The 17,934-nt window shown below is 54.4% G+C and carries 19 protein-coding genes; 11 read left to right on the forward strand and 8 right to left on the reverse strand.

What is annotated here, in order from left to right:
- Nucleotides 1–74: 74 nt before the first annotated feature.
- Both N7607_RS06410 and N7607_RS06415 read right to left on the reverse strand, forming a co-directional pair.
- On the reverse strand, nucleotides 75–644 hold the full coding sequence (locus N7607_RS06410) for a hypothetical protein (RefSeq protein ID WP_279864687.1): 570 nt from the start codon (nucleotides 642–644) through the stop codon (nucleotides 75–77).
- Nucleotides 645–706: 62 nt separating this feature from the next.
- Nucleotides 707–2,608: an AAA family ATPase gene (locus N7607_RS06415; protein ID WP_279864686.1), complete on the reverse strand. Its 1,902-nt coding sequence runs from the start codon at nucleotides 2,606–2,608 to the stop codon at nucleotides 707–709.
- A 270-nt stretch (nucleotides 2,609–2,878) separates the two neighbouring features.
- Here N7607_RS06415 and N7607_RS06420 point away from each other — a divergent pair, with 270 nt between their 5' ends.
- The 4 genes from N7607_RS06420 (at nucleotide 2,879) to N7607_RS06435 (ending at nucleotide 5,842) form a co-directional block, all read left to right on the forward strand.
- Nucleotides 2,879–3,361 carry a hypothetical protein gene (locus N7607_RS06420; protein WP_279864685.1) on the forward strand — a complete coding sequence of 161 codons (483 nt, stop codon included), beginning with the start codon at nucleotides 2,879–2,881 and terminating at the stop codon, nucleotides 3,359–3,361.
- Nucleotides 3,362–3,430: 69 nt separating this feature from the next.
- Nucleotides 3,431–3,727 carry a hypothetical protein gene (locus N7607_RS06425; protein ID WP_279864859.1) on the forward strand — a complete coding sequence of 99 codons (297 nt, stop codon included), beginning with the start codon at nucleotides 3,431–3,433 and terminating at the stop codon, nucleotides 3,725–3,727.
- Nucleotides 3,728–3,810: 83 nt separating this feature from the next.
- Nucleotides 3,811–4,428, forward strand: coding sequence for a translesion DNA synthesis-associated protein ImuA (imuA, locus tag N7607_RS06430; RefSeq protein ID WP_279864684.1), 618 nt, complete (start codon nucleotides 3,811–3,813; stop codon nucleotides 4,426–4,428).
- Nucleotides 4,429–4,435: 7 nt separating this feature from the next.
- A complete protein-coding gene (locus N7607_RS06435; protein WP_279864682.1) occupies nucleotides 4,436–5,842 on the forward strand; it encodes a DNA polymerase Y family protein in 1,407 nt (468 codons plus the stop codon).
- 18 nt (nucleotides 5,843–5,860) lie between these two features.
- Here N7607_RS06435 and N7607_RS06440 read toward each other — a convergent pair whose 3' ends face one another.
- The gene (locus tag N7607_RS06440; protein WP_279864681.1) at nucleotides 5,861–6,556 is read right to left on the reverse strand and encodes an SOS response-associated peptidase family protein; all 696 of its coding nucleotides are present in this window, start codon (nucleotides 6,554–6,556) and stop codon (nucleotides 5,861–5,863) included.
- An 85-nt stretch (nucleotides 6,557–6,641) separates the two neighbouring features.
- On the opposite strand from N7607_RS06440, the gene N7607_RS06445 reads away from it, so the two are divergent.
- From N7607_RS06445 to N7607_RS06465, 5 genes are all read left to right on the forward strand, one after another.
- The gene (locus tag N7607_RS06445) at nucleotides 6,642–9,728 is read left to right on the forward strand and encodes an error-prone DNA polymerase (RefSeq protein ID WP_279864680.1); all 3,087 of its coding nucleotides are present in this window, start codon (nucleotides 6,642–6,644) and stop codon (nucleotides 9,726–9,728) included.
- A gap of 534 nt (nucleotides 9,729–10,262) precedes the next feature.
- A complete protein-coding gene (locus tag N7607_RS06450) occupies nucleotides 10,263–10,430 on the forward strand; it encodes a hypothetical protein (RefSeq protein ID WP_279864679.1) in 168 nt (55 codons plus the stop codon).
- Nucleotides 10,431–10,476: 46 nt separating this feature from the next.
- Nucleotides 10,477–10,800 (forward strand): helix-turn-helix transcriptional regulator, encoded by a 324-nt coding sequence (locus N7607_RS06455; RefSeq protein WP_279864678.1) that lies wholly within the window; start codon nucleotides 10,477–10,479, stop codon nucleotides 10,798–10,800.
- Nucleotides 10,760–11,839, forward strand: coding sequence for a reverse transcriptase family protein (locus N7607_RS06460; RefSeq protein WP_279864677.1), 1,080 nt, complete (start codon nucleotides 10,760–10,762; stop codon nucleotides 11,837–11,839). The genes N7607_RS06455 and N7607_RS06460 overlap by 41 nt, the downstream gene beginning before the upstream one ends.
- A 171-nt stretch (nucleotides 11,840–12,010) precedes the next feature.
- A complete protein-coding gene (locus N7607_RS06465; RefSeq protein ID WP_279864858.1) occupies nucleotides 12,011–12,163 on the forward strand; it encodes a DUF4113 domain-containing protein in 153 nt (50 codons plus the stop codon).
- A 9-nt stretch (nucleotides 12,164–12,172) separates the two neighbouring features.
- Here the strand turns inward: N7607_RS06465 and N7607_RS06470 are convergent, their stop codons facing one another.
- From N7607_RS06470 to N7607_RS06485, 4 genes are all read right to left on the reverse strand, one after another.
- On the reverse strand, nucleotides 12,173–12,601 hold the full coding sequence (locus N7607_RS06470) for a HEPN family nuclease (RefSeq protein WP_279864676.1): 429 nt from the start codon (nucleotides 12,599–12,601) through the stop codon (nucleotides 12,173–12,175).
- 97 nt (nucleotides 12,602–12,698) lie between these two features.
- Nucleotides 12,699–13,142 (reverse strand): hypothetical protein, encoded by a 444-nt coding sequence (locus tag N7607_RS06475; protein ID WP_279864675.1) that lies wholly within the window; start codon nucleotides 13,140–13,142, stop codon nucleotides 12,699–12,701.
- Between the two features lie 412 nt (nucleotides 13,143–13,554).
- The gene (locus N7607_RS06480; protein WP_279864674.1) at nucleotides 13,555–14,394 is read right to left on the reverse strand and encodes a hypothetical protein; all 840 of its coding nucleotides are present in this window, start codon (nucleotides 14,392–14,394) and stop codon (nucleotides 13,555–13,557) included.
- A 40-nt stretch (nucleotides 14,395–14,434) separates the two neighbouring features.
- Nucleotides 14,435–15,187: an NYN domain-containing protein gene (locus N7607_RS06485; protein ID WP_279864673.1), complete on the reverse strand. Its 753-nt coding sequence runs from the start codon at nucleotides 15,185–15,187 to the stop codon at nucleotides 14,435–14,437.
- A gap of 57 nt (nucleotides 15,188–15,244) precedes the next feature.
- Here N7607_RS06485 and N7607_RS06490 point away from each other — a divergent pair, with 57 nt between their 5' ends.
- The gene (locus N7607_RS06490; RefSeq protein WP_279864672.1) at nucleotides 15,245–16,303 is read left to right on the forward strand and encodes a phospholipase D family protein; all 1,059 of its coding nucleotides are present in this window, start codon (nucleotides 15,245–15,247) and stop codon (nucleotides 16,301–16,303) included.
- A 60-nt stretch (nucleotides 16,304–16,363) separates the two neighbouring features.
- Nucleotides 16,364–17,137 (forward strand): hypothetical protein, encoded by a 774-nt coding sequence (locus N7607_RS06495; RefSeq protein WP_279864671.1) that lies wholly within the window; start codon nucleotides 16,364–16,366, stop codon nucleotides 17,135–17,137.
- A gap of 135 nt (nucleotides 17,138–17,272) precedes the next feature.
- Here the strand turns inward: N7607_RS06495 and N7607_RS06500 are convergent, their stop codons facing one another.
- Nucleotides 17,273–17,866 carry a hypothetical protein gene (locus N7607_RS06500; RefSeq protein WP_279864670.1) on the reverse strand — a complete coding sequence of 198 codons (594 nt, stop codon included), beginning with the start codon at nucleotides 17,864–17,866 and terminating at the stop codon, nucleotides 17,273–17,275.
- Nucleotides 17,867–17,934 lie beyond the last annotated feature (68 nt).

Raw genomic sequence — 17,934 nt, forward strand, 5'->3', positions numbered from 1 at the left:
TGCGGCTTTGGCGCTCCACGAGCATGCTCAGGGGGGGCAATTGTGTGTTGGTCGAGGGGCGCTCAAGAATCCTGTTAGCGCCACAGAGACAGAAGGAAGACTACTGCGAGCCCGGTTACAGCACTGATGCCGATCCAGACTTTATCAATGAGACCTGAATGCCAAACTTTTGCGGACAGAACAGTGAAGCTAATCAAGCCAGTTAGCCATTTGTATCGTGAAAGTACATTTGAGAATTTTTGTGAGAGCAGCGTAAGCGAAAGTGCAAGTCCTTGAATGAACTTGGGCATCCTGCGATAAATGCGCCCAGCTTTGGTTGTTACGCAGCGACTAATCCATATGGCATCACCACCTCCAGGGATGTTAGAGGGAGCAAACGCTCGAATGGTCTCGTTCTGAATCAGCTTAAGGGTTTGTGTAAGCTCAAAAGCAATTCTGCACCTCGCGCTGAAAGCCGCAGATATTTCCTGCTCATAGTGCGTCCTCGGCTCTTCAATGAGTTCAGCGCCGATTATTGCTTTGCTGTCAGGCCGCAGTCTGGAGGTGTAATTATACTTATTCAACCTTTCGGCAGCTGTCTCTTCGATGATTCTGTTGATCAGGTAAAGTTTGATTTTCAGCGAAAACTTTCTTTCAATCTCCATTATTCCCGTTCCGAGTTTAGCTATCTGTTGCTTAGCTCTGAGTATTTAGTTTCTTTTGAAGGTTACGCGGTAGCAGGGTCTTTCTGAGGGCGGATGCTTGAAACAGCCTTCTGTAGTATTTCTTTTAATTCGGGCGCAACTGTGAAGCCATCCGGGATTGAAAAAGAGTTCAAAGGTTCGTCGCTGTGGCCCTTCTTGACCGCAATAACCTTAATTTGGCCCAGAAGTTTCTTGCCTTTCACGGTGGCCGGGCTTGGCCCCATCTGTTGAGTCCACAGATCCACCGAGGCCGGCGATCCGCCGTCAGGCCAGATCAGTCTGTTGATAACTGAGCGTTTAGTGAAAAAATTATCCCGTGCCTTATGTACAGCTTTGGCGGCGATATTTCGCCATTCCTCAGCTTCCTCTAGGGAGATATTATAGAGGACTGCCAAATAATCAGCTGAACAGAAGTAGCCCTCAATATCTGACCCGGCTGTTGTCCATGGGAACACGCCTTCGGTGGTAAACATCTCAGTCCACTTGGTCGCTTCTTGGGGCGTCATAAAGTCACCGTCGCGATGGATTACAGCTGCCAAGTCAATTTTCCCGTCTACAAGCAAGCCCGAGAGAAGTTTGTCTTTAGGAAGGTTTTCGATTCCAAAGCATCTGCACAGTGAAAGCTGACGGTACAGTTCAGGCCACTGCTTTAAAATTTCACGTAATGGCTTGTCATCCTCGTCCTCTATGAAAAAGAGGATGGATTTATCTAGGCCGCCCCACCCCAAAAGTCGTCGTATAGCGTCGTCGTCATCGGTTTTGACCTCTCCATCAGCCATCCAAACTAGCTTGGTTGTAGGGCTTGCAGCTCTAACCACATGGGGGCTATGCGTAGACAGAATTATTTGAGTGTTATGTTTATTGGCTGCTTGCTCTAATGCGCTAATGAGTAGTTCTTGCCGGTTCGGATGAAGATGAGCGTCTGGCTCATCTATAAGCATGATCTTTGGTTCGAAGAAAAGAAGGTACGCGAATATTTGAACTGTCTGGAGGATGCCGGTTGCCGCTGTTTCCAACGGTCTTATTTGTCCGTCTATTTGGACTGTGGCAGAAATATGATAATCCTCCCTGTCATTGAATGAGACATCGACAGACACGGTTGGATGAACCTTTTGAATAAGTAAATTCAGCGCTTTTATGCGCTGCTCTCCTGCTAGATTGCTCGCGTCATCTGCTCTCTTGGCTTTCAGGTTTAGGAGGATGTTGCGCAGAACGCCTCCTGCATCTCCGCTTGCCGCTTGCCTTCGCAACGAAGGTTGCGCAAGTATTGTCTCTCTTTCCGAGAGGCCAGCCAGTCCTGGTATATACGTAGTGATGAACTGAAATCTTTGTTTGTAGGGGGTGACGGCATTCCCGCCATCGATATGGGCTGTTATTCCAGCCTTGTTTCTTGCTGCTCTTAGCTTTACAACAGTCTGAAGTTGATCTTCGCCAGAGGGTGCATGATTAAAAACCACCTCAATTGGCGTAGAGTTTGTTGCGGGCTTAAGTTGTCCATTGTGCAGGGTTGAGAGCGGATCGCTTGATGGAATGTAATCAAGTCGCTCAAATGAAATCATTTCTTTGGTGTTTTTAGGAAGGATGTAGCTGGCGGCTCGGGCTGCCCAGTGGATAGCCTGAAGCACCGAAGACTTACCGCATCCATTCGGGCCTACCAGTATGGTTACATTACTCAGCGGTATGCACGCTTGCTTGGCGGCCTTGAATTTTCTTACGGTAATGGAGTCAAGAGCACTCCAGCGTTTTGCACGCGAGGAACGAGTGTCCGAGATAACAATTGCATCTTCAATAGACTGAAGAGAGTTACTGGCTTCGATAGTTAGAGCTGCAAGCTTTGATTTTCTTTTGCGTGGCTTGATCCGTTTGAGGACAATAATCGATTTAGGACTACCTGCTCCTTCGGTCGTACTTTCAAGATCTTCCATTATCGCTTCTTCTTGTCTTAGTCAAAATTTCTTGTGGGGCCATATCGGGAGTGGCCTTTGGCCATTGTACTGGCGGTGTCGTTGCTTGGATATATGCTAGGGAGATGAACCCAGTTAGATGAACTGGTCTTCAGTCTTTAGTTTCTAGCGTACTGCAAGGATAGAATCGGTAACAGATTTGGGCAGTAAGTTGCCTTTGATTGGCCCAATCCCTCAAGGTGCTCTAATGTTGAGCGCAGCCAGGATGGCTGCCCATAGAAAGGACTCTACATGCGCTACGTCAACATGCTCCTGATCGCACTCGCTTCAGCTCTCTGCGCGGCATACGTCGCGCTCTGGCTCACGAAGCCTGCGCCTATCGAAAACACCACAATCCCGCCGCTGATCTTCAAAGAAGAGCAAAACGAACTCGTCATTTGGGGAGGTTGGAAAACTGTCGAGGGCTACCAGGCGCCCGGAACGAACGCCGTTGAAATCCGCTGCAATCGCAGCTCCAACACCTGCCACGAAGCGGTAGCCTCGATCCTGCATCACGACGAGGGTGAAGACCTCGAAGCGCAGGCCTTCAGCTACAAGGTGAGCACCTGGGATGAGACCAAACTAGAAGCCGTAGCAGTGCACGCTATGGGGGGTTGCTTGGAGCGCCGTCTGGTCATCCACATGCCTGACAAAACTGCTGCCTTGAGCTGGTCTCCACCCTCCGGGTGCGAGGGCGATACAGGTCGGGCGGTGCTAGTCGGCGATCCTCTGTAGGCCACGATGAATGCAGTCCCCTCACCGCTACGCAAATTAGCTCTCAGCCTGAGCGTGGTCGTGGCAGCTATGTTCAGCCTGGCTTCGTTCGAAGCCGCTGCGACCAACACACCGTGCTCGGGCAGAAAGGGCGGCATAGCCGGCTGCGATGGAGACCTCTTCCTGTGCAATGACGGCTCGATCAGCGGCTCGAAGAAGAGCTGCTCAGCCTACATGGGGATGGGGCGGGCTCCAGCTGCCGCGCCGCAGCAGCTCCTCGACAACAGCGGCGAGTGCATGTGTGGAGCCAGTACGTTCTGTACCGGCCCACGCGGCGGTGTTTACTGCCTAACTCCCTCGGGCAAGAAAAGCTACGTGAGGAAGTGAGTCGAGACACTCGTCGGCCTTGCTTGACCGATATCGGGCCAAACTAAATACTGTATTCATATACAGTATTTTGGTTCGCCAGCATGTCTTCAGTGGTTTCCCTCGACCGCCTGCTCGATGCTCGCCGCGTCTGGCGTGGTCAGGCAGGCCCATCACCATCAACGAGCTGTCCATCAACTGGTCACCGCGACCTGGATGCAGCACTTCCCGGTGGCGGATGGCCAACGGCTGCACTGAGCGAGATCCTGGTCGCCACCAAGGGGATCGGTGAGCTGCGATTGCTGTGGCCTACCTTGGCTCGCCTCACCTCGGCGGGGGAGCGCGTGGTGCTGATCAGCCCGCCTCATCTGCCATTTCCCCAGGCCTGGATCAGCGCGGGCATCGATCTGCGCCATCTGAGCATCGTCCAGGCAGAAAGCCGTAATGCCTTATGGGCAACCGAGCAATGTCTGCGCTCAGGTAGCTGTGGCGCCGTATTGTCTTGGCCTCACAAGGCCGATGATCGGGCATTGCGCCGACTACAGGTAGCCGCAGAGACGGGGCAGACACTGGCCTTTGCCTACCGCCCCAAGGAGGAGGCCGTGAACGCTTCGCCTGCGGCCCTGCGGGTGGCCATCGATTCGAAGCCTGCCCAGCTGCGGATACTCAAGTGCCGTGGTGGTCTGCCTTCGGCGCGGCCCATCGCGGCCACCTGGCATTGAGCCGATCATGCTCTGGGCCTGCATCCTGTTACCGCAGCTGGCTATGGACGGTGTGCTTCGCCACCGCGCCGACAGCCTGGCTCCACTCGCTTTGCTTACCGGCCCCGCGCAGCGTCGTATCTTGCAGGCGGTCAATCCGGCAGCCAGGGCACTTGGCTTAAGGCCTGGGCAGTCCCTGACGGCTGCTCAAGCGCTGTCGAACGACTTTGCCACTGCCGACTACGACCAGGCAGCAGTTGATCGCTGGCAGTGTTTTCTGGCGGCCTGGGCCTATGGTTTTAGCGCCCAAGTCAGCCTGCGCTATCCACGCTGTCTGCTGCTTGAAGTCCACTCCAGCCTCGGGCTGTTCGGCCCCTGGCCAGTATTCGAAGCACGTCTACGCGATGAGCTCACGACCCTGGGCTTCCAGCATCGAATCACTGCTGCGCCTAACCCCGCCGCCGCCCGAGTACTCGCGAATGCCCGCGACGGCCTGGCGGTGTTCGATGAAGAAGAACTCCGCAAGGCACTCCTTCCTCTGCCGGTGGCGCGCCTTGGCCTGCCTGAAGCAGCTTCGACGGCCTTCAGCCGGATGGGATTGCGCCAGTTGCAGCAAGTGCTCACCCTGCCTCGCGAGAGCTTGGCAAAGCGCTTTTCTGCCGAGGTATTGCTGCACCTTGATACGGTGTTTGGCCACCGTCCGCTTGCCTTGGAGTTCTACTCGCCACCTGATGTTTTCGACACGCGCCTTGAGCTGAACTTCGAGGTTGAATCGCACCAGGCTCTGCTGTTTCCGCTACGCCGTTTGACGGCAGACCTAGCTGCTTACCTGGCAGGTAGGGACAGTGGTGTGCAGCGTTTCACTCTGCACCTGGAGCACCGCAATCAAGCCGATAGCTTGGTGATCGTGGGGCTGCTCAGTGCCGAGCGGGATGCCTCAAGGCTCTTCGAGTTCAGCCGTGGTCGCCTGGAGCATCAACAGCTCCCCGCACCTGTGCTGGCGGTGCGATTGGTCGCGCGTGATCTCCCGCCTTTTGTTCCGCAGCATCAGCAGCTTTTCGACGAGAGACCGCAGCAGTCGCAACCATGGGAGCAGCTACGAGAGCGTCTTCGGGCACGCTTGGGGGACGACGCTGTGTATGGCCTTAGCCATCGAGCAGATCACCGCCCTGAGCGGAGCTGGACGCAAGATGAGATCAGGATTCCTCTGCCTGCGTGTGCGCCGCGCCCCGGCTGGCTGCTGGTTAAGCCAGAGCCATTATCCGAGTCAGGGCTGCGCATTCTCTCCGGCCCTGAGCGCATTGAGTCTGGCTGGTGGGATGGTGGTGATGTGCGCCGCGACTACTACGTGGTGGAAACCCGCCTTGGTCAACAAGGCTGGGCTTTCCGCACGGTAGGCAGTGGACAGCTGATGTTGCATGGCTGGTTCTCATGAGTGAGCTCTGCCCAGGGCTCAGTTGGAGGGTGACGCCGGTTCTATTAAACCCGCTCCCTCATTGCGGTAATTGCCCACTTCAGGCCCCACGGCATACCAGTGAAACTCCTCTACCGGCAGGGCCTGTTTATAGAGCATGTGGCCAGCATCTTCGAGGCTGATATCTGAGATCCACGCTCTCGCGCTTTTGGCATCGAACACCACCGGACGGCGGTCATGCACGTCGAGCATCCCGCCCTCGGAATCAGCGGTGATGATGCGAAACCCGTCATCTGGTTTGGGCTCCTGGTCGGGCTCTGAAAACTGCCCAACAGCAGGAAGGAAAAGCGGCTCGCTGTCCTGACGACGGATGTAGTACGGCTGCTTTGTCTTCTGGCCTTCTACGGGGCACCACTCATACCAGCCGTCTACACACAGCAGCGCACGATGGGGCCATACCTGTCGGTAGAAGGGACTGCTGGCGACTTTCTCTCGGGTTGCATTGAAGTCGTTGCGCACGGGCTTCTCTACCCACGCCGGCAGCCACCTCCATCTCTCTGGCGCCCATAGATACCTTCCCTGGCTCACCTGACGCAGCAGGCCTACTCGTGAGTGGGGAGCCACGTTGTACCGGTTGATCGGCTCTGCTGAAGGCGACAGGAGTAGCTGCCCTTGAAGCATCAGAGAGGCGAGGTATTTCTGCTCTGCTCGGATCTGAGCAAGTCGTCCGCACATCTCCTACGCCTCCTGTCGGCTCGTCGTTGACCGGGCTAGGGGGGAAGACCAAGACTGTATACTCATACAGTATTCGTTATCAATCATGAATGACCTCGACCAGCCACCTCAGTATGCGGAGCTCCACTGCCTCAGTAACTTCAGCTTCCAGCGAGGCGCATCAAGCGCAGAGGAGCTTTTCCTCAAGGCCCGCCGTCTCGGCTATCGGGCGCTGGCTATTACAGATGAGTGTTCGCTCGCTGGAATCGTTCGCGCCTGGCAGGCCTCCAAGTCCAGCGGGGTTACTCTGATCACTGGTACTGAGGTGAGGCTAGTCGAGGGCATTCATCTCGTTCTCCTGGCTTCCAACCTTGTCGGCTACCAGCGGATCTGCGCCCTAATTACCCAGGGGCGCAGGCGCTCAGCAAAGGGTGCCTACGAACTTCACCAAGCGGATTTCTCAGGCTCAACAGAGGGCATGCTCGCGCTTTGGATTCCTAGAGCCAGCAACAACGAGGAACACGGTAGTTGGGCCGCTTCAGTGTTCCCAGGTCGTTGTTGGATTGCCGTCGAACTGCATCGCGGCCCCGACGACTCTGCCAAGGTCGCAGGGCTCTACGACCTGGGCAAATTCCTGGAGATTCCGCTCGTTGCCGCAGGCGATGTGCACATGCATGCCAGGGGGAGACGGGCGCTACAGGACACCATCACCGCGATCCGTAACCACTGCGCCGTTGCCGAAGCCGGCCAGTATTTGTTTCCCAATGGCGAGCGGCATCTCAGGTCAATCCCCTCCCTGGCCAACCTCTACCCGGCGCAGCTTCTAGAGGAGACAGTTCGAATCGCAGAGCGCTGTACCTTTGATCTCAGCCAGCTGCGCTACGAGTATCCGCACGAGGTCGTACCTGAAGGCAAAACAGCGGCGGCTTGGCTGAGAGAGCTCACCTATGAGGGCACCCGTTGGCGTTGGCCGGATGGCATCTCGGAGAAAGCTCATGCTCAGGTTGAATTAGAGCTGGGGCTGATCGAGGAGCTCCAGTACGAGAGCTATTTTCTCACCGTCCACGACATCGTCCGCTTCGCACGCAGCAGAGACATTCTCTGCCAGGGGCGCGGCTCCGCAGCTAACTCAGCGGTCTGCTTCGCCCTGGGCATAACCGAGCTCGACCCCACCCGGATGAGCATGCTTTTCGACCGCTTTATTTCAAAGGAGCGCAATGAGCCGCCCGATATCGACGTGGACTTCGAACATGAGCGTCGCGAGGAGGTAATCCAGTACATCTTTGAACGGTACGGGCGTGAGCGTGCAGCCCTGACCGCAGTCGCAAGCACCTATCACTTCGCTGGCGCGATTCGCGATGTCGGAAAGGCACTCGGCCTGCCACCCGATCAGCTGACGGCCCTTTCGAATTGCTGTGGACGATGGAGTGATCGCATCCCAACTCCGGAGCGATTGCTGGAGGCCGGCTTCGATCCGGAAAGCCCTGAGCTCAAGCGAATCCTCGTGCTCACTGCCGAGCTCGTTGGCTTTCCTCGGCACCTGTCCCAACACCCTGGTGGCTTCGTCATCTCCGAGCATCCGTTGTCGACGTTGGTGCCAGTCGAAAACGCGGCGATGAAGGACAGGACGATCATTCAATGGGACAAGGACGACATCGACGCCTTGGGGCTGATGAAGGTGGATGTGCTCGCCCTGGGCATGCTCAGCGCGATACGTCGATGCCTGGATCTGCTGCGCTCCTATGAGCGGCGTGATCTTACCCTCGCGACCATTCCGGCTGAGGATCCAGAGACCTACGCGATGATCAGTCGGGCCGACACCCTGGGCGTGTTCCAGATCGAGTCGCGGGCCCAGATGGCCATGTTGCCTCGTTTGAAACCCAAGACCTTCTATGACCTGGTCATCGAGGTAGCCATCGTGCGACCAGGGCCCATTGTGGGGCAGATGGTTCATCCTTACCTGCGTCGGCGTAATGGCGAGGAGGAAGTGACCTATCCCAGTGAGGAGCTGCGTGAAGTCTTCGCACGCACCTTGGGTGTGCCCCTGTTCCAGGAGCAGGTTATGCGGCTGGCTATCGTTGCAGCCGGATACACCCCAGGCGAGGCCGATCAGCTCCGCCGCTCCATGGCCGCTTGGAAGCGCCATGGAGGTCTGGAGCCTCATCAGAAGCGACTGCGCGAGGGCATGCTCGAACGTGGTTACACCCTGGATTTTGCTGAGCGCATCTTCGAGCAGATAAAGGGCTTTGGCAGCTACGGTTTTCCAGAGTCACACGCGGCCAGTTTTGCCTTGCTCACCTACGCCAGTTGCTGGCTGAAGTGTCATGAGCCTTCCGCCTATGCTTGCGCGCTCATCAATAGCTGGCCGATGGGTTTCTACTCGCCCGACCAGGTGCTTCAGGATGCGCGCCGGCACGGCATTGAGGTACGTCCGGTCGACGTCGCTGTGAGCGATTGGGACTGCACCCTGGAAGAGGCTGGGCGACACCTGCCAGCAATTCGCCTGGGATTCAGAATGATACGGGGCTTGCCCGAGGAGGTAGGGCGGCGGATCAAGGTTGCACGAGCAGAGAGGCCCTTCGAGGACGTGAGCGACCTGTGTTTGAGAGCAAACCTGGATACCAAGGCCCGTGAGCTGCTGGCCGATGCCAATGCATTGAAGACGCTTGCGAACAATCGCCATCAGGCGCGCTGGGAGATCGCTGCCGTGCAGCAGCCACTGCCGCTGTTTAGCTGTAGCGTCGACGAGCAACCCGTGGCGATTCCGGCTCCTACGGTGGTTGAGGACATGCATGCCGACTACGCCCGAACGGGCACGACACTCGGGCCACATCCCATGTCTCTTCTTCGTGCAGACCTCCAGGCGATGCGGGCGAAGAGCTCACGCGACCTCGCAGATGTAGAGGACGGAAAGCACGTCACTGTGATCGGCATTGTCACCGGGAGGCAGCGCCCGTCGACCGCCTCTGGGGTCACCTTCGTCACTCTGGAAGATGAGTTCGGCATGGTCAACGTGGTGGTCTGGCGTGACCTTGCGGAGCAGTACAGGCCAGCTCTAATGAGCTCGAAGCTGCTCCAGGTGAAAGGCAAACTGGAGGATCAGTCTGGGGTGACGCATCTGATCGCGGGGCACCTGAAAGACCGCAGTGATCTGCTCGATGGGTTGGACGTGAGGAGCAGGAATTTCCATTGATCCAAGCGAGGAAATTGCGCCCGCGAGCTACACCTGTGCACCTGCATTTAAGGCAGGGGTGTAGGCATGCACCTTACGGGAGCCAGGGTGGGCGAGGTGCGTGAAATGCCTTTGTACGAGCAGCTAGAGGGCAGAAGCTGCCTGTCGTAATTCATTATTTTCGGCGGTGCTTGGACGGCTTGGCTGAGGGGAGACCTGAGTGTGAGGTGCAAATCCATGGGAATTAATTTCGCTTTAAGCGAATTTAATTTTTGACATTGCCCGCAGGTGGTTGTACTTTTCATCTGCGGTAAGGAGATTCTCGCTTGTTGTGAGGGCTTCGGCCTAGTGGAGGCTTGCCTCTAATCCTTCCCCACGCAGTTCGCCCGCCCGTCCGTCCGTGACGCCGGGAGCGCGACATGCCGGGATACTGATTCCGTGCGAGACGGAATCAGGTGATTCAGATGGGGGGACAGACACTGCTTGATCCTTCTTCAGTCCAGTTGCGTGCGAGAGCCTGGGTATAACACTCAGGTGCCACTGGAGCTCCAAACAATGAAGATTGAAAAACCCGCCAAGCAGCGTTCGGATGTGCGGAAAAGTAAGCGTAAGCGTGTTTTGTTTCGTTGTTTTTTTGGTTTAGTGAAAATCATTGTTCAGGCTTTTTTGATCATTGATAAGATCTGGCCAAAGATCGTAGACGCTTATCGTGAGCTTTTCTGAATGTCCTAACCCCCGCTGTTGTCACTGTATGGTTTGAGGACTTCAAATGCTAAACCAAGCGCTTCGCTTGATTAGGTCGTATCACGATCTATCACAAACCGAGTTAGCCGAGGAGCTCAGCGTTTCAAACTCGCATCTCTCGGAAATTGAGTCTGGTAAAAAGCAGCCGTCGCTGGAGCTATTGAACAAGTACAGCGAAAGATTTGATGTTCCCCTTTCGTCTATTTTGTTTTTTTCTGAAAACCTAGATTCTACCAAGCCTTTGGATGGTTTTAGGTCTAGTGTTGCTCGCAAAATCATTAATATAATGGAATGGGTGGGCAACAAGAATGAAGCAAAAGCCAGCAGGAAGTTGCAAAAAAACTTATAAGCCCTATGCGCTACATCAATGCGCAATGTTCAATACATCATCGAGAACACGGCTTGCTGCGATCCTGTTGAAACCATTGCCCCTGATTATGGGGAGCATTGGTTCATACAGTAAATTCAAGAAAGATCCCAAGCCTGATCCTTTCTCCGCCAAAAAACCTCGAAAACCCCGTTCTGTGCAAAAGCCCAAGGGCGAGCTTCTGTATATCCATAACCGGATGTTGAGGCTTCTTAAGCGAGTTGCCGTTCCTCATTACATGCAGGCGGCTTTGGCGGGCACATCCTATCGCAAGAATGCGGCAATGCATGTGGGCGGGGCTTGTGTTGCTACGCTAGATGTCAGAAATTTTTTTGTGGCGACTAACAAATCAAAGGTATTCAATTTCTTTGAGACCGATCTTCGGTGCCCTGGTGATATTGCGAGAATTTATTCTGATCTCGTCACCTGCAACGATTCTTTACCTACCGGCAGCCCTTTGAGCCCGCTGATGTCTTTTTATGCAAATAAAAGGTTATTTGATGAGCTTGATGTGTTAGCTCGTAAGAATGGTTTGATTTTTACCTGCTACATAGATGATCTGACGTTTTCAGGTGATAACATTAGCGGATCTTTTCTGTGGGATGTTGAAAGGATAGTTCACCGCTATGGTCATGAGGTTGCTGCGGGAAAGACCAGGCTGTTCAAGGCGGGTTGTCCGAAGCACGTCACCGGCGTTGTTCTTCTTGATGATGAAGTTAGCGTCCCTAATTCTCGGTATAAAAAACTAAGAAATATCAATGCCGCTTTAGAGGGGCGTGCCAGCAGGCACGACTTTAGCGAGGCAGAACTGCTGAATATGAAAGCGGGCGTGTTAGGTGAAATTGCTTATCTAGACCCTAAGAAAGGCTTTCTCGCGCGCCGTGCGATTGATGAGTTGAAGCTGCGAGATCTTAGAATTCTTGGTGATGGGAAATTAAAGATTTCGACATCTCAGCCTGCGTCTCTTTCTCCTGGTGAGACTCCACCATGGCAGCCGCTTCCATTGGCCAATTCAGATTAGCTAGTGAATAGCCCTGGTTTCAATTCTACCTATGAACCTCAACGGGCAACCCTTGCCCGCGCTGCATCGATGGTCTGCACCCACGAAATCCTGACGCTCACTCAGTGAGGGTGGGTGGTGCTGACGCCCGACCTGTTTGCGCCCAAACCTCGCCCTGGCTCAGAACAACTGATGAAGGTTGTCGACCTGATTAACCAACGTGAAGGTAGGGGCTCTGTGCGCATTGGTCGGGTGCCGGCGAAGCACGCTTGGGCGATGCGTCGGGAGATGCTGAGTCAGCGATACACGACGCGCTGGGAGGAGGTTATCGGGGTGCGTGGCTAGCGCTACACGTTACTGTTCCAGCATGTGGGCGAGCAGATGCGTCATTAAACTTTTAAGTTGACCAGCAGGTATATCTGCCTCGAAACCATTTCGATCCACAAAATAAAATCCTTCGCAGGGACGATCATCGTTCGGCACGGGAGTTACAGTGCAGTGGGCGACGGAATTTCTAAGTCGCCGCACTAATTCTCGCAGGTCTATATTGTCTATATCCTTGTTTTCGCCTGCATTAACAATACAGCCTGGGTCAAACCCCCATTCATCTAAAGCCTGGACGGGGATTCTGGGGATCATATCTCGCATTCTTTCGTGCGGAAAGAACAAGAGCCCCACAAGGGCATTCAGGAGTAATGTCGTTTCGTAGTCCCCATTATACGCTTCAATAAGCTCAAGACTTCTGCGCATGAACAAGCGCTCAAAATCGTTGAAATAGCTCATGTATAAACCCTAAAGATGCTGCGATTAATGTTCCTGACAGCCAAAGCTAAAGCCCTGGCTCTTCAGCGATAAGCAGTCGCGCTAGCTGAGCATGCTATTACGCGACCAATCCGAGACATAGACCAACTATGTTTAGAACAATCCCTACCCCACCTACCGCCCTTCCCCTGCCGATGCGATTGAGTGCCTGCACAATAGATTTGGCCGGGATCAGAATACCGAAGTAGGCGATGATTGCTACATACGCCAGGCCGTGAATTTTAAATCCCTCTTTGCTTGCCACTAGATCGGCCATAAATTCATCTGAAGTCTTCAGTCGTGGCCCTTTGATAACTTCATCCCACACCTTAATTGCGCGATCTCCAGATTGCTCAATAAGAAAACTTCTTGCCTCCCTATAAGATTCCGCAACCTCAATAACGGAGTCAATATACAGCTCAATGCGGACGCTGACATTGGGCCACCAGATTTCAACGAATGCCAGGAAGGTGCCTACCAAGCCGACAAAAGTACTAGCCAAGACAATAGAATCTATACTCACAACTAACCACCCTATTCATACCTGATCATCGAGAGAGCCCTTAAGCGCAGCACTCATGGGCAACTTGGGAAGAAGTATTTCCCATCATCCAAACAACCACAATACCTCTTCGGCGAGCTGGGAAGCGTTATTGGCGAGACGGGCGCGAATTGACAATTTGTCAATCTAATTAAAAAGCCTTTATTTGCTTGAGTATTAACTTGGTTAAAGCGACTAATTGCATGGCGGCGAGCGCCAGGAAAAATTTTTAGATATTTTTTTGCCCAAGAAAAATAGCCTCGTCCTTGAAGCTAAATTCCGCAGATGAGCGAGCTGGCCGCCCGTCGACGAGGTCGTGGATCGGCTTGAAGGAGTCAGCTCACGGTTCAGTACGAACTGGGTCAGTAAGTCGCCTCGGTGCACCGAGAGCGCTTCACAGCGGGCCTTGTGTAAGTCGGTTCAGCATCAGTCTGGCTGTAACCAGCGCCACGTGAAGTCGAAAGGTCGAGTGTGCTTCATTCGAGAGGCCTTTATGTGATCCGTCCGAGTGCAGCATCTTGAGTAGGCCGTTGAGCATGCCTTTACCGTCCTGATTCCATTCAGAGCGAGGTTCGGACAGGAACTCACGTTTTGCTAATGCCTGGAAGGCGCTGTTCAAGCCTTGGCTGGCCACAAGATCGTGAGGCACGACGTTCCCCGCAATTTCAAGAAAGAGACTCTCCATGAACGTTCTGATTTGGGCGTTGGCCGCAGCCCAGTCTCCTCTGGTATGCGCATCGATAGCCTGATCCAAATGGCCTTGGCTTCTGACAAAGCCATAACGTTTCAGCTCCTGATGAACCTGGTCGTCGCCAGCCGTTAGATCCACTAATTCCGGCAAGCCTCGCCGCAGCCATGGTGGCGAACCAGCCCCGCACTCGCCCTCATCCCAGGACACATCAAATCCGTCGAGTGCCAGGCATCGCTCAAAGTCTTTTTGCTCTTGGCAGCTATCTGGCGAGGGGCTCATGAGCCGGACAGCTTCGCGGATAAACGCTTCCGCGAGCGTCATCTGACCTTCGCGAGTGACGATGAGCTGGTTGACCCTAGCGAGCAGTGCTTCGTTGAAGGCGTACCGCTTCTTGGCGACCGACAGCTTATCCCCTGATGGAACCCATTGAGCGAGTTCGAGGCGCTGCACCATCAAGTCAAACTTGGCTGTAGTGCTAGCCCTTTCGAAGAAGTCAGATGCTGCCAATAAGGTTCTACGTGTGAACTGCACCTGATCAGACATGGAGTACTCCAGCGGGCAGATAGTGGTAAGCCGGTGGTGATCAGGCAGGTTCCTGGGCCGGAGTTGGTGCCTGCTTGCGGACGTTGCGAACAAACATCACCGTGCCGCGCATCTCGACGTCAAACAGTTCTGAGGTGCGGATGAGATCACCTAGCTTCTGATAGCCGTAGTTCACGACAGAGAACGAGCTGTTGTTGTGGATGTAGTCCGACACCCTGCTCAGCAGCGACCAGCCATCATCGCCAGCCGTCTGATCTGCGGCATTGCGAAGCAGGCGAACCAAGGACGTGTCGCAGCGCAGCTCATTGCGAGTTTTCTTCTTCGGTTGCTCATCCGTGGACGCCTTACCGTCATCAGGGGCCCGAACTAAGTTCTCCACATAGATGAATGAGGTGCATGCGTGCACAAAGGCGGACGGTGTCTTCTTCTCGCCGAACCCATAAACCGGGAAGCCGCTTTCTTGCAGGCGCAGAGCAAGTGGCGTGAAGTCGCTGTCACTGGTCATCAAGGCGAAAGCGTCGATGTTCTTGCTATAGAGCAGATCCATCGCGTCGATGATCATGGCCGCGTCGGTCGCGTTCTTGCCCTTCGTATAGGCGAACTGCTGCATGGGCCGAATGGCGAAGGGATGCAGACGCTCAACCCAACCCGATAGGCCGTCGCTCTTCCAGTCACCGTGCGCATGTCGTACGTTGGCCATGCCGTACTTGGCGAGCTCTTCCAGCACACCCTCGATGGCGTTGTGGCTGACATTGTCGCAGTCGATTAGTAGAGCAATGCGCTTCTGTTGCATGAGGACATCCTTGTTCGGGTATGCAGGGCACTTGCAGCGATAGTAAAAGGAGATGGAATGAACGGACAAATGTCGACCTTCGTGGCCCCTGACCAATACAAGCAACGGCTAGAACAGCTGCTCGATGATGAGCACGATCTCGCGCTTGCGATTGCCTTCTGGGGGGAAGGTGCCCTAGAGCTGATATCCAGCCGGCCAAGCAAAAGCTTTCGCCTCTTGTGCAACCTTAAGTCGGGCGGAACGAACCCCTACGTTATTCGCGAGCTCTGCACGCTCGCCAAGAACAGCGATGGTCGCATTCAGATTCTTCAGTGTGACAGGCTTCATGCCAAGGTCGTGGTCGGGGAACGCCAGGCGCTGATCGGCTCTGCGAACGTCTCAACGAACGGCCTCGGACTGGGTGATCAAGGTGTGGCCCACTGGCTGGAAGCTGGCGTGCTCGCGTCTGACGAGACCGTAGTAGGGAGTGCCCGGAACTGGTTCGATGAACTGTGGAAATCGAACGGCGTACGGTCGATAAGAAACGAGGACATCGAAGCTGCTGCCAAGGTCTGGACGCAAAATCGTCGCGGCTGGCAGCTCCCAGGTGACCCACAAGATGAGTTCGATCTGCATAGCTTCTCCGCGAGCGATCTTGAAGGGCTTCCTGCGTATGTCCTGCTGTACCGCTCTCGCGTGAGCGAGGAGGCTGTTGAGGTGACCGAGGAGTTTGAGGCGCAACAACCAGAGAGTGCAGACGCTCTGGACTGGTGGCCATTCGAATCCTGGCCGGTCAACCTGAGCGACGAGAAAGAGGTGGATCACCTGTCCATTTACTACGCCACGAATGGCCGGGTAATCGTCGACGGTGTGTGTCGCATGATCGGCCAGCGCCTGCCGCTTCAGTACGCAGATGCGTCTGAAGGGCCGGGTCATATCGACATGGCTTTGGCTCAGGAAACTCTGCTCAACCGACCTTTTGCAGAGACTGGTAGAAAGTTAATGGCAGAGCAGTTACAGCCATTCGGGCGCGAGCTCTGGGTTGCAGCAGGTCATGGCTCGCAGAGCGACCAACCAGTACGCCGAATTCATATCGCCGAGTTGGCCCGAGTACTTCACGAGCAGAGCAGTCGTTGAAACGAAGGAAATGCCAGTGTTCCGACATGCATCTAGTGTCGAGCGGCTAAGGGAGGGGCGGTGGACGTTTTCAGTGTGAAAGAGCACCTAGAGCGGGCAAGAGAGCTGTTGGAGGCTGGAGACGAAACCTCAGTGCGCTACGCATGTTTGGAAATGCGTTTCTCCATAGAGAAAATCGTTTACAGGAAGCTGTCGAAGCTCGCGGAGAAAATCCCTCCTGCGATATACCGCACATGGCAGCCACACAAGGCCATGAAGCTTCTGCTGAACTTTGAACCGCAAGCAGATCAGAACGTAAAGGTTGCGGTTTGCTCGGTCGCTGAGGATGGTTCGCCCGCAGGGGATTGGTCTGACCTCGGGGAGGCGAGAGCCTTTAAGCACCAATGGCTGAATAAGTACTACAACAAGCTGGGCGGCTATCTCCACGCGCCGCCTCTTCATGAGAAGAGAAAGCCTGCTCATGAAGTCGTGGGCTCGCTCAGAGAAATCCTGAAGGAATTGGACTACGTTGCTGCTTCCAGCATGGTTATGAGCTTCACGATCACGGGAAATTTCCCCTGCGAGAAATGCGGTACAGCTATCTATTTCAGCGAGGAACAAATCAAGGCTCAAGCTGAACTAGAGTGCTACAACCAGGCATGTCCGGTTCGCTACAAAATCATAGGTTTTGGTGACAAGCTAAAAGTCGAGCGGCTCCATTGCTTCGACTACCGCTGCACTCGCTGTCATGCTGAGAACTCTCTTCCGGGCCCGTTGCATCATGAGGTTCGCCAATGCACCTCTTGCGGCCAACCTCACCACTTCGAGTGCTTTTTCAAGGCAGCGATGTCTTGACTGAAAACGCTACTAGCAACGGCCTCTGGTCAAGAATCTGGGCGTATTCAGCCGGCGCGTCCGGCGTCACAACATCGGCACGTCGCTGCTCACCTCGCTGATTACCAGACACTCCAGTGCATACCAGAGCAACCATCATGGGTTGATGACCTCCTTGAGGTCATTGACAGCGTTTGCCACCAATTGGTCGTATTTCCCAGGCCCGTATCGTCTAGCGAGAAAAATCGTCGGGTCGTCGAGAACCACCAGGCATTTAAGCGATTCTCCTACAATTGGCCTAATAGTGCATGGGGCGTCGTCCACTGCGACTTTAACTTGCCCATCAAGAACTGCGGAATATTTATAGTAATGCCCAAAACTAATGTTCATGCAATTAATTCGGCTCCTGAATTCAAGATCACCATTTGAAAACGGATGCGGCTCATCGAATCCTGGAATCAAGGATGCGACAAGCATGCTATCAAAACTGTAAGCTCTATCCACTGAGTTAACATCGTTTGGGGCGCTATAAGGGGCAGTGCCAACCCAAGAGATTTCTGCACTGAATCCCCTCACAACAACCTTCCCCGCATTACCGTGTGCATCCATACAAGCATTGACAGCTTTAGCGATGACTGTTTTCCCCAAGTACTGAAACTCAGCATGACTCTTAAAGACCGTGGCAGCATATATGCCGTCAACAGGTCTGGTTTGTTCATACTCAGTCGGATAAATGTGTGCCGAGGTCATAGAAATCCTTTACGCACTAGAGGGTTAATCCGCAACTATGTAAGACAACGCTAGACCCGGTTACACTA

Origin of the sequence: Pseudomonas sp. GD04019 (genome assembly GCF_029837695.1) — a bacterium.
Lineage (GTDB): Bacteria > Pseudomonadota > Gammaproteobacteria > Pseudomonadales > Pseudomonadaceae > Aquipseudomonas.